Raw genomic sequence first — 15,133 nt, 5'->3', positions numbered from 1 at the left:
TTTCAAATTTTCAAATTATTTATAGTTCCGCTGCGTTGGTTTGGCCAGTTCAAATTCAAGTTCTTCTTTATTCAGTTTCCAGTTGTGCTCTCCATTGTATTCCCAGGCTGCCACATACAGGAACTGATCATCATGGCGGAGGGCTTCTCCTTCTTCCGTCTGGCTTTCTTCCCGGAAATGGCCGCCACAGCTTTCCGCCCTTTCAAGAGCGTCTATACATATCAGTTCGCCCAGCTCAATAAAATCTGCCACGCGGTTGGCTTTATCTAATTCAGGATTCATTTCATTGATATCGCCGGGGATCCTTACATCGCTCCAGAATTCTTTTTTCAGAGACCTTATTTCTTCTATTGCTTCATTCAGATTTTTTGCATTGCGCGACATGCCACATTTATCCCACATGATCTTTCCCAGGCGTTTATGAAAACTTTCTACCGACTGTTTGCCTTTGATATTCATCAGGCTGCTGATGCGGTCTCTCACTGCATTTTCGGCTGCTTCAAAAGCTTCATGCGTAGTGGGAATGGGCTTTACAGAAATTTCATTGGCCAGGTAATTGCCAATGGTGTAGGGGATAACGAAATAACCATCTGCCAATCCCTGCATCAAGGCGGAAGCACCGAGGCGGTTGGCGCCATGATCACTAAAGTTTGCTTCTCCTAATGCGTATAAGCCGGTAATAGAAGTCATGAGTTCATAATCTACCCATAGTCCGCCCATCGTATAATGTACTGCGGGGTAGATGCGCATGGGTACTTCATATGGATTTTCACCCGTAATCTTTTCATACATGTCAAAGAGATTACCGTATTCTTCCTTTACTACTTCTTTGCCCAATCTTATGAGTGTATCCATGTCGGGATTTTCTATTCCCTGCTTGCTGGCTTCGGCTCTTCCATATTTATTGATAAGATTATACCGGAAATCGAGATAAACCGCCTGCTTGGTAGTGCCTACGCCGTAACCGGCATCGCATCTTTCTTTAGCCGCACGTGAAGCCACATCGCGGGGCACCAGGTTACCATAGGCCGGATATTTCCTTTCTAAATAATAATCCCGTTCTTCTTCCGGTATATCATTGGCTTTACGGGTATCGTTCTGTTTTTTGGGAACCCATATGCGGCCATCGTTACGCAGAGATTCCGACATCAGTGTTAATTTGCTCTGGTGATCGCCGGTAACGGGTATGCAGGTAGGGTGAATTTGCGTAAAGCAGGGATTGGCAAAAAAAGCGCCTTTTTTATGGGCTTTCCAGGCTGCGGTAACATTACAGCCCATGGCGTTGGTAGACAAATAAAATACATTTCCATAACCGCCGGTACATAACAATACCGAATGACCGAAATGTCTTTCGAGTTCGCCCGTAACAAGGTTTCGGCAAACAATACCTCTGGCTTTGTCATCAATTACCACCACATCCAGCATTTCATGACGCGTGTACATGGTTACATTACCCAGTGCTACCTGCCGCTCGAGCGCCTGGTAAGCACCTATCAGTAATTGCTGGCCAGTTTGACCGGCAGCATAAAATGTTCTTTTTACCTGTACACCCCCAAATGACCGGTTATTCAGCAATCCGCTGTATTCTCTTGCAAAGGGTACGCCCTGGGCCACACACTGATCAATAATATTAACGCTTACTTCTGACAAACGATGTACATTGGCTTCCCGCGAACGGTAGTCTCCTCCTTTTATCGTATCGTAAAAAAGACGGAAAACAGAATCGCCGTCATTTTGATAATTTTTAGCAGCGTTTATGCCGCCCTGTGCTGCAATAGAATGCGCCCTGCGGGGAGAGTCCTGGAAACAAAAGGCTTTTACGCGGTATCCTAATTCACCCAGTGAAGCGGCTGCAGAAGCTCCGGCCAATCCCGTTCCTACAACAATGATCTCCAGTTTACGTTTATTGGCAGGGTTTACCAGCTTTACATGGCCTTTGTAGTCGCTCCATTTATTCTCTAATGGTCCTGCAGGTATTTTTGAATCCAGCATAATTGTAAATACGTTGATGATTTTACCAGATTGATTTCAGGTTATTAATAAAAGTAAGAGATCATCCCTAACGAATTATTCGCTTCCCTCCACTTCTCTCCAATACTTACCACTTACCACTATTTCACCCACCCCAGATATACAGATACCGGCATCATGGCAAAAGCTAATGGTACTATTATTGAAAATGCCGTGCCTGCTGCATGAACAATACGCACATAGCGTTGATTGTGCAGGCCAAGCGTTCTGAATGCGCTGTTAAACCCATGCATTAAATGATAAGCTAAGGAAATGCAGGCCAGCACATATAAAGTAACTACTGCCAGCGATTGAAATACGATCAGCATTTCGCCATACAGATTATGATATTCTTTTCCATCGTAGGAAGTAATGCCCAGTTCATGAATATTGCCAATTCCGCCGAGCCGGCTGGGCGTCCAGAAATGATAAATATGCATGATCAGGAAAAGCAGGATTAAAGTACCCAGTAATCCCATACTGCGGCTGTACCATTTGCTTCCGCGGTTGCCCAAAGGAACCTGGTAGCCTATGCTTCGTCTGCTCCTGTTCTGCACTTCCAGGATCAATCCCTGTACAATGTGTAAAATAATGCCGATAAATAATCCCACTTCCAGAATGCGGATTACTACTGTTGCTCCCATAAAATGAGCGGCCTTATTGAACATGGCGCCGTCATCGTTTGCCCAAATGCAGGCATTAATCCCAACATGCACCACAAGAAATGCGATGAGGGAAACACCCGTAAGCGCCATTACAAATTTTTTTCCAACGGAAGAAGTGAAGAGTTGTTTCCAGGTCATAATAAGAAGAAGTGGTTAGAAAAAGTAGTGCAAAAATAGCACACAAATGCTCATAAAAATCAGGTTATGATATTTTTTATAAATCTATCCGTTTTGAAAGACGATCAGCAATAAGCTGAAAGAGGTGCTGGGGCTGAACTATACGCCAATCAAAAATGTCCAGTAATTCAACATACCGGTTCAGTTTCGCTTTTTTAAAATCATATTGCGACTGTTCGGGCAAATTTAATATAACGATCCATCCTTCTTCCTCATTGGTTTCCTGGAACCAATCCTCATAATAACTGTCATCGCTGCTGTGAAAATTCAATACATTTTCTGCTATTAAAATAAATTTTGTAATCCTTTCGTAAAAGAGCACATCTGTAACTTCTCTTCGTAAAGTTTGTATGTCGTTTTCTATGGCATCATTCCATTCGCCTATTAATTCTATAATGGCGAATCCATTTTCGTAGTCCGCATAAAGGATCTTCATATATAAAGTACGCGATCCAAATTCGTCCCATTGAGGATGGATATAATAATTGTATACGGCTTGCGAAAATACAAATTCACTGTACTCCCTTCCCAAAAAAGGAGATCTTGGGTCTTCTTCCGAAGCATACAAATGCCGCCAGTTATAAAACGGTTCTATATCATGCATAATTCAACGCCTCTGTACCACAAATATCGAAAGAATACCCGTAACAAAAGCAGGGTTTCACATGGTTTTTACAACGGGTTAATATTGTAATAAATTTTTTTTAAGCGATGGATAGTCTGCCTCAATAACTGTGCTGTGCTTAGGGCGTTGCAGTATACTTTCTATTGAAGGGGGTATAGCTATTTTTTCGCCGGTTACAGGTTCAACCACATCATAGAATTTTACTGGATGAGCAGTTTCGAGAAAGATCCCTTTTTGATGCGGATGCTGCTCAAGATAACGTTCCAGGCTAAGGTAAGCTACTGCTCCATGCGGATCGGGCAAATAACCGGTGTCCTGTTTTACCCTTTTTATGGTGGCTTTCGTTTCTGTATCGGTAATCGTATACCCGGAAAGTTTTTCCTGAAGGCTGACATAATGATGACCAAACAATTGAAGTACACGCACAAAATTGCTGGGATCGCCCACATCCATGGCATTGGAAATGGTGGGCACTGCAGGTTTAACCTGGTATTCGCCGCTGTGCAGGTAACGTGGCACAACATCATTTGTATTACAGGCCGCGATAAAATGCGCTGCCGGAAGTCCGGTGATATGTGCAAGCATACCCGCGCAAATATTACCAAAGTTTCCACTGGGTACGCAAAACACCGGCGGATTTTCTTTTTCACCCCATTGCTTATAAGCAAAGAAATAATAAAATTGCTGCGGCAACCAGCGGGCCACATTAATGGAATTGGCTGAAGTGAGTAATCTTTTTTGAGTGAGCGTTTCATCTGCAAAAGCCTGCTTTACCATTCGCTGGCAATCGTCAAATGAACCCTTTACTTCAAGCGCATGAATATTTTTGCCCAGGGTGGTCAATTGCTTTTCCTGCACTGAGCTCACTTTTCCTGATGGATAAAGAATAACTACATCTACTCCATCTACTTCATAAAATCCATTGGCTACGGCGCCGCCGGTATCGCCGGAAGTGGCTACCAGCACGGTTATTTTTTCGCTTCTTTCTTTTGCAAAATAGCCCAGGCACCTGCTCATAAACCTGGCGCCAATATCTTTAAAAGCGAGGGTTGGACCATGGAAGAGTTCAAGAGAGAAAATGTTGTCGTTTATTTTCACCAAAGGGATCGGAAAATTAATGGTTTCCCCAACAATGCGGCGCAACTGATCTTCGGGTATATCGCTGCCAACATAAGGTTGTATTACATCAAAAGCAATGGTTTCATTATTCTTATTCCCGATATCGTCAACCCAGCTTTTTTCAAGCCGGGGAAGCGTTTCCGGAAAATACAATCCTTTGTCCGGCGCCTGTCCTTTTATAGTAGCTTCCTTAAAATGTACTTTAGGTGACTTTTGATTCAGACTATAATATTTCATTGTAGTTATTGCTGTTCTTTATAAACGGCTATGGTTATTAAAGGAGTTCAATAAAGTAATGTATCAATTCATCAGTTTAACTCCTTCCATATTTACGGTTGTAACATAAGTATGAAAAGCGATTCCGGTGTTCGTGTATGTTTCCTGCATTGTTTTTTCAACCTCCCTTGCAGTTGTTTCATCACGGCTGAGCATAAATATGGAGGGCCCTGAACCCGATATGCCACCACCTAACGCGCCAGCTTCCAAACTCCCGGATTTTACCTCAGCAAAAGCGGGAATAAGGATGCTTCTTATGGGTTCAATCAGCACATCTTCAAGAGAACGGCTGATAAGATCATAATCACTTTTCATTAATCCCGTAACCAGCCCCGCAATATTGCCCCATTGTTTAATGGCATCTTTCAATAATATCTGTTTTCTGAGTATCTGCCTGGCATCTTCCGTGCGTACTTCTATTTGCGGATGAACCAGCGTAACGTACAGGGGAGGAGATGGAACGCTGATCACATCCAGGGGATGAATGCTGCGAATAAGCGTAACCCCCCCATAGATACAGGGCGCTATATTATCGGCATGCTTAACACCCGATGCCAGTTTTTCACCCAGCATGGCCATCTGCACCAGGTCGGCATTGCTGAAAATATTATCCAGCAAATGATTGGCAGCCACCACTGCACCTGCTGAACTGGCTGCGCTTGAGCCGATGCCGCTGCCAGGCATTATTTTTTTTTCGATCGTAACATCAAATCCTATCTTACTGTCCAGCCTGTCAATCATTTCCAAAAGCGCAACACCTGCTACGTTCTTTTGAGGATCGGTGGGTAATCCATAATTGTCAACGTTATGAATGACCACCACAGGTTCTTCAATGAGTTTTACTGTCATTATATCATAAGGATCGTTCAAAGCCAGTCCAAGCACATCAAATCCGCATACGATATTAGCTACCGTGCCGGGAGCGTAAACGGTTATTGATTTATTCTTTGCTGACGCTGTCGCTTTTAGATGCATGGTAGAATTTGAGATTTGTGATTTCATATGCTGAATATTCAATTCAAATTGACGTATCTATGATGCCGTTGCTCTTATAATATCAGCAAATACGCCCGATGCAGTTACCTCTGCGCCTGCCCCGGCTCCTTTTACCACCAAAGGCTGGCTGGGGTAGCGCGCTGTGTAAAACAATACCACATTATCTTTTCCATATAAATGATACAGGTCATGCTGGGGCGGGATATGCTCCAATCCCACAACAGCTTTCCCTTTTTCAAATTTAGCTACAAATTTAAGTTTGCTGTTTGCTGCTGCTGCATCATCATACAATTTTTTGAAATGAGGTTCATACCTCTCCATTTCTTTATAAAAGGCCTTTACATCACCCTGCATACAGCTTTCCGGTAAAAAGCCATTGCAGGTTATGTCTTCCATTTCTAATTGCTCTCCCGATTCGCGCGCCAGTATCAGTATTTTGCGCATCACATCCGTACCGCTCAGATCCAAACGTGGATCAGGCTCCGTATAACCCTCTTCCTGTGCCTGTTTTACCACTTCGGCAAAGCTCACTTCACCATTATAGTGATTAAAAACAAAATTCAGCGTACCACTGAGCACTGCTTCAATGCGGTTGATTTTGTCGCCGCTGCGCATCAGATCATTCAGGGTTCCTATTACCGGCAATGCAGCGCCAACATTGGTTTCAAACAGGTAAAGGCAATTGTATGATCTTGCCAGGTCCTTTAATTGCCTGTAGTAAGCATACGATGATGAGGCCGCCACTTTGTTGCAGGCCACTATAGAAACGCTTTTTTGTAACAGCCTGTCGTACACTTTTGCCACTGCATCGCTTGCCGTCATATCTGCAAAAATGGCGTTGCGGAAGTTTTTTCCGATAATGATATTTACAAAGGCTTCTATATCGGCCACTTCGCCTCCCTGTAATTTTTCCTGCCACTGGTTAAAATCAATACCATTATCATCTATTATCATCTTCCGGCTGTTGGCCAGTCCTGTAACCCTAACGTTGAGGCGCAGGTGCTTTGCCAGCCACTCCTGCTGCTGCTGTAATTGCTGCAGCAATTTGCTGCCCACATTGCCTGTGCCGGCAATAAAGAGGTGAATTTGTTTATTTGTCGTTTCAAAAAACTCTTCATGCAGCACATTGATGGCCTTGCGCACATCTTTTGTAGCCACTACAGCGGATATATTCCGTTCAGAAGAGCCCTGTGCAATGGCCCGCACATTAACCCCGTTCCTTCCTAATGCGCCAAACATTTTACCGCTTATGCCCGGATGACTTTTCATATTTTCTCCAACCAAAGCCACGATAGACAATTCTGTTTCTACCAAAAGCGGCTGTACCTTTTCCACCGCAATTTCATGTTCAAATTCTGTGTCTACCACTGCTTTGGCTTTATGAATAGAGGCGGCTTCAACGCCAACACAAATTGAGTGTTCAGAAGAGCCCTGAGTAATGAGTATTACATTGATCTGCGCCTCCGATAGTGCCTCAAACAACCTTCTTGAAAACCCGGGCACACCCACCATTCCGCTTCCTTCGAGGCTGAACAGGGCAATATTACTGATGCTGGAAATACCGCGTATGGCATTGCCGTTTGTTGAAGCTTTTTGCTGAATGATGGTTCCTGCATCGCGGGGGGCAAAAGTATTTTTTATTACCACGGGGATAGCCTTACGCAAAACGGGTTGAATGGTTGGCGGGTAAAGTACCCTGGCACCAAAATGAGAGAGCTCCATAGCTTCCTGGTAAGATATGGAAGGAATAACCCGGGCGCTGCTTACCCAGCGGGGATCGGCAGTCATCATGCCCGATACATCCGTCCATATTTCAAGTGCGGTGGCATCTGTGGCCGCCGCCAGTATAGCGGCTGTATAATCGGAGCCTCCCCGCCCTAAAGTGGTCGTTTCATTATTGGCATCAGCGGCAATAAAACCCGGCACTACCACCAAAGACTCTTTGCAGGTGGCAATATAATCCGTGATTTGTTTGCGGGTAACCGGCACATTTACCGTGGCATTGCCAAAATTGGCATTGGTCTGTATCAATGTTCTCGCATCCTTCCATGCAGCAGTTATTCCTGCAGTATTAAAAGCTGCGGCAATAACCTGTGAGGAAATCAGCTCACCATAGCTTACCATCCGGTCGCGGGTCCTCGCAGAAAATTCACCCAATAAAAAAACACCATTACAGATATCTTCAATGTCGTTGCATAATTTTTTAACCATGCTCAATACACTGCTCTGCTGCTGTACGGGTATTAATAATTTTACCGTGTCTAAGTGTCTTTGTTCAATGTGCTGCAGTTCTTCTTTATATTGCTCATTACCGGCGGCTGCCATTAATCCCGAATTAAGTAATGCATCAGTGGTTCCCCCTAATGCAGACACTACTATAATCGTTTTATCTTTTTCTAATCTTTCTTTTACAATGGATATTACTCTTTTAATATTATCGGCGCTTCCTACCGAAGTACCGCCGAATTTCAACACCTGCATATGTTTGTATTTGATAATTATTATTATACCGGTCCCTGTATCTTTTCAGATGATCGTAGCCCTGAAGCCCAAAGGATTATATGCGTGCAATTTACCCTCAAATGAGGGTTGTCGTTGTTGTAATAATAATGGTACCTGCTGAAGTATATGCAGCAGCAACGGAAGGAAATGTATTTGATTTGTTCTGTACCATTACTGTTTTGAGTTGCCGAAGGTAAAACAGATTTGGACAATAGCAAATAAAATGGTGAAAATTATCCTTGCCTACCCTTTAATCAACATGGATTGCCCTCCAATGCACTATTATATGAAGCATCGGTACTCCCGCAATTTAGTTTCAATAACGAAATGTATTTATGAATAACAATTTGAGGGATTTGCTTTATAAGTTGCATAAAACACTGCGATTTTAGTTAAAAATATTTAATGTAATGATCAATTCCTCTTTTTTTGACTAATTTCATGGCTTTAAAGGACGATTGCCTGTCAATTAAAAACCTGTTGCGCTTGTTGCCTTACAACAGCGGAGCCTGGATTTTTTACAACTACCTGACGAATTAAATCATTAAGCACAGTAACTCATGCCAAGTTCATCTTCCGCAGCGTTAACGCAGTTTCAGAACCTTGTAGGCCGTAAGTTCCAGATATACAACAGCCTGTTTACATCCTTACCTTTTCATCGTATTGAAAAGACCGGCATCCTGCTCTCCCTGTTACTGAGCTATTGTGAAGAGGGATATGCCAATCAGCAAAGTCCACTGCAAATCATTGACGACTTCTTTAGTAAACATACGGGGTATGCAAAAGAAGAAGAGAAGTTAGACCTGTTGTTCCGGTTTGTGCAATACGTGGAGCGGCAGGTAGTATTATTCGATGCGCTTGAAGATGCTGCTTTTACCATTGTAAACGATATGAATGGCCCGGGTACGCTTAAAGGGCTCCAATCGGAAGTGGCGCAGTTTGACAATGAAAGTCAACTGAAGAAAAAGCTGGAAGATTTTAGCATCAGGCTTGTGCTTACGGCGCATCCCACGCAATTTTACCCGGGGGCTGTTTTGGGCATCATTCATGATCTTACAAGGGCTATTGCTGAAAACAATATCAACCAGATCAATATGTACCTGCAGCAATTAGGGAAAACCCCCTTTTTAAAGCAGCAAAAACCAACGCCCTATGATGAAGCGATCAGTTTAATGTGGTACTTAGAAAATATTTTTTACCAGGCTGCCGGGAGGATCATTTCAATTATGAAAACGAATTTGCCCGAAGTGGTATCTGCCGATAATCCCATTATCCGCATGGGATTTTGGCCCGGCGGAGACAGGGATGGCAATCCATATGTTAGAACGGATACCACCTTAAAGGTAGCAGGCGCATTGCGCGAAAGCATTATGAAATCATATTACCTTGATGTTCGCCGCCTCAAACGGAGACTCACGTTTAAAGGAGTTGATGTTCCGCTGCAGCAATTGGAGCTCAAGTTGTATAATAATCTTTTTGTACCGGGATATAAAAGCGATATAAATAAAGCAGAAATCCTGAATACTCTTCTGCAAATTAAAGAAACACTCATTTACAAGCACAACGGACTGTTTCTCGACCTGATTGAATCGCTGATCAATAAAGTGGAGGTGTTTGGATTGCATTTTGCGTCATTAGATGTGAGGCAGGATAGCTCCGTTCACACCAAAGTAATTGAAGCAATTGCGAACAGAACAAAAGCCCTTCCGTCTGGTTATTTATCATTAACGGATAAGGAAAAAATACAGGCGCTGGTAAAGGTTACAACTTTGGTTGATAGCGAAGTATTAACGGATGAAATTCATAAGGATACCCTGGAGGTAATGGCGGCGATTAAAGATATCCAGTCCAATAACGGGATGGAAGGGTGCGACCGTTATGTTATAAGCCATGCCGATAGCGCCCTGACTGTTATTGAGGTATATGGATTGCTGTTGATGAGCGGCTGGGAGGCAAGCTCGCTGCTGGTTGATATAGTGCCGCTTTTTGAAACTGTTGATGATCTTGATAACGCTGCGGCCATAATGAAAGAGCTGTATGAACTGCCGGCTTACCGGGAACATTTGCGCCTGCGCAGGAATAAGCAAACCATCATGCTCGGCTTTTCCGATGGTACCAAGGATGGCGGTTATCTTATGGCTAACTGGAGCATATATAAGGCAAAAGAAGAACTTACCAGGATATCAAGAGCGTATGATATTGATGTAATATTTTTTGACGGCAGGGGTGGTCCGCCCGCAAGAGGCGGCGGAAAAACGCATAAGTTTTATGCATCCCTTGGGAAAAATATTGCTAACGAAGAAATTCAGTTGACCATACAGGGGCAAACCGTAAGTTCTAATTTCGGTACCATTGAGTCGGCACAATTTAATATTGAGCAATTGATCAATGCAGGCATTTCCAATGACCTGTTTGCTTCGCAGAAAGTCATTCTCCGGGATACTGAAAAAGAACTGATACAGCAATTGGCCGAAAAAAGTCTTACTGCTTACCTGGAACTGAAGAACCATCCTAATTTCTTAGAATACCTCGGTCATGCAAGTCCGCTAAGGTTTTACGCAGCAACCAATATTGGCAGCCGTCCGGCAAAGAGAGGAGGTTCGGGTAAGCTGGTTTTGGAAGACCTGCGTGCCATTCCCTTTGTTGGCTCATGGAGCCAGTTAAAGCAAAATGTAACCGGGTATTATGGTGTTGGCACCGCGTTTAAAAAAATGGACGAAGAAGGCAGATGGGAAGAGGTGAAAAAGCTCTACGAGAAATCTACCTTCATTAAAACGCTCATTGCCAACTGTGAAATGTCTATGAAGAAAAGCTTTTTTCCTATGACCCGTTTTCTTTCCACCCATCCCGTTTACGGAGAAATATGGAATAAGGTATTTGATGAATACGAGCTTACCAAACAATATGTATTTCGCCTCACCGGCAAAAATGAGCTGATGGCTGATTACCCGGTAGAACAGCTTTCCGTTCAAATGAGGGAAAGGATCGTACTGCCGCTGGTAACCATACAGCAATATGCCATTACCAAAGTAAGGGAAATGGAAGAAAACGCATCTGAATCGCCACATAAGCAAACGCTTGAAAAATTAGTGATGCGTTGTTCTTTTGGGATTATCAATGCGGGAAGAAATTCGGCGTAATGGAGAGGTTCAGGTTTCAAGGTACAAGTTGCAAGAGGAGGGGAGTTTCAGGATAATGGTTAGAGGCTGCAAAATACATAGCATGTTGCCTGAAGTCTATGCGAAATCTATGTTGCCTGCTGGCTTTCGTCATTTTTTAGATTGTAACCACGTGATTGTTTGCTCTGGGTCTGCAATGCTCCAGGAATGCGGATGTTTCGTGTTATTGGGTTTTCTGTATCCTTTGTCAATTGTCGTTATTAAAATGACTTTGTCGTTACCTAATTTTTGCCACTCGTTGATCATTGCTGCTTGGTCTGTAATATTGATGTAAGAATAATCATAACCTCTTTGGCTCAACCACCATTGAATGTCGGGCTCGGAAATTATCATTACTGGTGTTTTGATTAGTGATTTTATTGCTCTTGTGTCGTGTCAGAATAAGAATAGGGTGAATTGTTATAAAAGTTTTCTAATGTTCCGCCCATTTCTTTTTTAATTCTGTCTATCATATAAGTAACCTCTCCCTTTACTCGACTTGAATTTGAAAGTCTTACTACAAAGCACCTGTTTTCAATAACAAAAGCCATCCATAGAAATGGACGGCTTTAACGATTGCTTGCCCTGTGAAAAATTTTAGACGTAGTCAGGTTTCAGGTTGCAGGTTACAAGGTGTGCCCCTGAAACCTGAGACCTATAACTTCATCCCCGCCCTAAAAGCTGAAAATAGCTGCCAGTACAAATGACCCAGTGCTTTTAACGCCTGACCCGTTATTTTTTGTAAATATGGGATCCTCGGCGCTGTCTAAACGGAATTCCGGGATGATCATGAAATTTTCATGCGGCTTGATATTAAAAGAAAGGGTGGTTTGGAAAATGCCCGATCCAAAAAGAGGGTAAACATCATTATATTCATCCATATAGGTTATTACACCCTTTTTATCATCGAAATATTCGCCCCGAAGCGTCAATCCGAATTTTTCTGTCGGATCAACGTTCACGTATAGTGCAGAACCCCACCAGGAACTTGAACTACCGCCTTTTGGTTTATAAAACTTTACCGTTCCATCGTATCCAAGGCTAAACTTATCCGACACCGTGGCAGTAGCAGTTAGTCCAAGCTGATTATTCGAGGCGTTATCAAAATCTTTTCCACCCACATAATTCAGAAAAGCGCTGAATTTATCAAAGCTGGCACTGAATTGTCCCAGAATAAATTTTTTGGAAAAACCGGCGCTGATATAATCGTTTGGATTGGCTATTCCCACCATTAATCCGAAATGATCGCCCAGCCCGAAGTCGGCTTTAACGCCGGTATGCGAAAATGGCCCATAGGAGAACATATAGCTCATACTATAGTTGCGGTTTACCTGTGGATCCAATACTTCATAACCTACATGTGTGCCCCATTTACCTACAGTGAATTTTACTTTATCGGAAGGGGAATAACTAATATAAGCCTGTTTGATAGCTGCCATGGCGCCTGTTTCGGCATAGGAAAATTCCTGTGCCCTGGTTCCAAAACCAAGGTCAATGGTTGCGGATACTTTTCCAACCGTATAATCCGCTTTAATGGAAGCCATACCCAGTTCAAAGGAATTTTGCGAATTGGTGAAACTGGTATAATTATTAGTTGCACCCTGGTCTTTGGCATTGGCAAAATTGTACCTGTAATAACCATCAACCGATCCCGAAAGAGTGAGCTCTCCTTTTTTGTCGGTAGAATCCTGTGAAAAAGCAGTTGAGAATGAGGCCATAAAAATGGCAGGTGTAAGAATTTTTCTTAACATTGCAGTTGATTTTAAGTGTTAAAATGAAAGGGTACTGTTTTAAACCTGGTCAGAGGTTTTATTAAAACCGTACCTTTTCTTTTTTAAATTTTCAGTCTTTGTATTTGAATTAATCTATTGCTTCTTCCTCGTGTATAGCTCCATTATTGGTTACCAGCAAAGTTCCCTGCAGGTATTTTTCATTGTGTTGCGTGGCATCCAGTCCAATTTCTTCTTCTTCAGCGGTTACACGAAGCGGTAATATGAAATTGATGAATTTAAAAATGGCATAAGACACAACAAAACTATACCCCGCAGAAATAGCCATTGCTTTTAACTGGGTAAAGAAGAACGCACTGTTACCATAGAACCATCCGTCATTACCGGCGGCATTAACAGCCTTGGTAGCAAATATGCCGGTCATAAGCATACCTACCATACCGCCTATACCATGACAGGGAAAAACATCAAGGGTGTCATCGAGCGATGATTTTTGTTTATAGTAGATGGCAATATTGGAGATGATAGCAGCAACAAGGCCAATGAAGATACTTTGTGGTATAGCCACAAAACCCGCAGCAGGCGTAATGGCTACCAAACCTACAACAGCTCCTATACAAAACCCAACAACAGAAGGTTTTTTACCCCTGAGCACATCAAAAAACATCCAGCCCAGTCCACCGGCAGCGGCGGCAGTATTGGTGGTGGCAAATGCAGAAACAGCCAGGGCATTGGCGCCTAAAGCAGAACCTGCGTTAAAACCAAACCAGCCGAACCACAGTAAGCCTGTGCCGATCAAAACATAAGGAATATTAGCGGGGGGGATTTCTCTGTGCTCTATATGTGCTTTTCTGCGTTTTAATACAAGGGCGCCTGCTAATGCCGCACAGCCTGCAGAAATATGTACCACAGTTCCGCCTGCAAAATCCAGGGCTCCCATTTTAAACAAAAAGCCTTCGGGGTGCCAGCTCCAGTGTGCCAGGGGAGCATATACCAATATACTGAACATGGCAATAAAAAGAATATAGGAGGTAAACCGGATCCTTTCAGCAACAGCGCCTACCACCAATCCTGGGGTAATAATGGCGAACATTAGCTGGAACACAGAAAATAATGTTTTTGGAATGGTAGGAGCGCCAACCCAGGGTTCACCGGAACTTACGTCTTTAAAAAACAGGTGGGTTGAAGGGTTACCGATAAAACCACCAATGTCTTCACCGAAGCAAAGGCTATATCCTACAAATACCCACAATACACTTACCACACCGGCTGCTACTACACTTTTCATCATAGTAGAGATCACATTTTTACGGTGTACCATTCCTCCGTAAAAAAAAGCAAGTCCGGGTGTCATCAAAAAAACAAGGGTAGCGGCTACAATAACCCAGGCAATATCTGCAGGACTGTAAGCACCAGTATCTGCAAAGTCGGACACAGGTTTAACGAAAATAGCAGCCAAAGCTATGGCTGCCAGTACCAGGAAGGGGGCAATTTGTTTTAGCGTTCTTTTAGCCATTGGGGCAAATTTTGAATTAAAAATAATAATCATTTATTAATATTCAACAAATATACTTAACAATTGAATATTATTCCAATAAATTATTCACATATTATAAATTCTAATTTAAATTAATAGTTTATTAAATCTTATCTAAGTGAATGTTTTACCTATGTGTATATTAAAGCGTGGGTTATAATGTTTATTTTCAGCATAATAAATCATATTAAGTCATTAATTTAAGAGAAAAAATAGTAAAAGTAATATATTATAAATAGTATGATATTATAATATATAATTAATTAAATTTAATATATGATGATTCGTAGAATGTGTTACAAATGAGAAAGCCAGGCGTTAAACCTGGCTTGAGTCCC

General features: G+C 42.6%; 10 protein-coding genes. 1 reads left to right on the top strand and 9 read right to left on the bottom strand.

Annotated elements, in window-relative coordinates:
• Positions 1–15: 15 nt before the first annotated feature.
• The 6 genes from FRX45_RS02970 to thrA all read right to left on the bottom strand — a co-directional run bounded on the left by FRX45_RS02970 (position 16) and on the right by thrA (position 8,349).
• A complete protein-coding gene (locus tag FRX45_RS02970) occupies positions 16–1,992 on the bottom strand; it encodes a fumarate reductase/succinate dehydrogenase flavoprotein subunit (protein ID WP_152266887.1) in 1,977 nt (658 codons plus the stop codon).
• A gap of 119 nt (positions 1,993–2,111) precedes the next feature.
• Positions 2,112–2,813, bottom strand: a complete 702-nt coding sequence (locus FRX45_RS02965) for a succinate dehydrogenase cytochrome b subunit (RefSeq protein ID WP_152266886.1) — start codon at positions 2,811–2,813, stop codon at positions 2,112–2,114.
• Positions 2,814–2,889: 76 nt separating this feature from the next.
• A complete protein-coding gene (locus FRX45_RS02960; RefSeq protein ID WP_152266885.1) occupies positions 2,890–3,456 on the bottom strand; it encodes a hypothetical protein in 567 nt (188 codons plus the stop codon).
• A 78-nt stretch (positions 3,457–3,534) separates the two neighbouring features.
• Positions 3,535–4,833 (bottom strand): threonine synthase, encoded by a 1,299-nt coding sequence (gene thrC / locus FRX45_RS02955; protein ID WP_152266884.1) that lies wholly within the window; start codon positions 4,831–4,833, stop codon positions 3,535–3,537.
• 63 nt (positions 4,834–4,896) lie between these two features.
• Positions 4,897–5,874: a homoserine kinase gene (locus FRX45_RS02950; RefSeq protein WP_226804899.1), complete on the bottom strand. Its 978-nt coding sequence runs from the start codon at positions 5,872–5,874 to the stop codon at positions 4,897–4,899.
• Positions 5,875–5,904: 30 nt separating this feature from the next.
• A complete protein-coding gene (gene thrA / locus FRX45_RS02945) occupies positions 5,905–8,349 on the bottom strand; it encodes a bifunctional aspartate kinase/homoserine dehydrogenase I (RefSeq protein WP_152266883.1) in 2,445 nt (814 codons plus the stop codon).
• 581 nt (positions 8,350–8,930) lie between these two features.
• Here thrA and FRX45_RS02940 point away from each other — a divergent pair.
• Complete coding sequence (locus FRX45_RS02940) at positions 8,931–11,510, top strand: phosphoenolpyruvate carboxylase (RefSeq protein WP_152266882.1); 2,580 nt, start codon at positions 8,931–8,933, stop codon at positions 11,508–11,510.
• 129 nt (positions 11,511–11,639) lie between these two features.
• On the opposite strand, the gene FRX45_RS02935 is transcribed toward FRX45_RS02940, so the two are convergent.
• The 3 genes from FRX45_RS02935 to FRX45_RS02925 all read right to left on the bottom strand — a co-directional run bounded on the left by FRX45_RS02935 (position 11,640) and on the right by FRX45_RS02925 (position 14,774).
• The gene (locus FRX45_RS02935; protein WP_152266881.1) at positions 11,640–11,882 is read right to left on the bottom strand and encodes a hypothetical protein; all 243 of its coding nucleotides are present in this window, start codon (positions 11,880–11,882) and stop codon (positions 11,640–11,642) included.
• 320 nt (positions 11,883–12,202) lie between these two features.
• The gene (locus FRX45_RS02930) at positions 12,203–13,279 is read right to left on the bottom strand and encodes a porin (RefSeq protein ID WP_152266880.1); all 1,077 of its coding nucleotides are present in this window, start codon (positions 13,277–13,279) and stop codon (positions 12,203–12,205) included.
• Positions 13,280–13,388: 109 nt separating this feature from the next.
• A complete protein-coding gene (locus FRX45_RS02925) occupies positions 13,389–14,774 on the bottom strand; it encodes an ammonium transporter (protein WP_152266879.1) in 1,386 nt (461 codons plus the stop codon).
• Positions 14,775–15,133 lie beyond the last annotated feature (359 nt).

The sequence above is a fragment of the Agriterribacter humi genome (assembly GCF_009192765.1).
GTDB classification, from domain to species: domain Bacteria; phylum Bacteroidota; class Bacteroidia; order Chitinophagales; family Chitinophagaceae; genus Agriterribacter; species Agriterribacter humi.
Note: the sequence above shows the minus strand (reverse complement) of the source record. Positions and strands in the feature narration are given on the sequence as shown.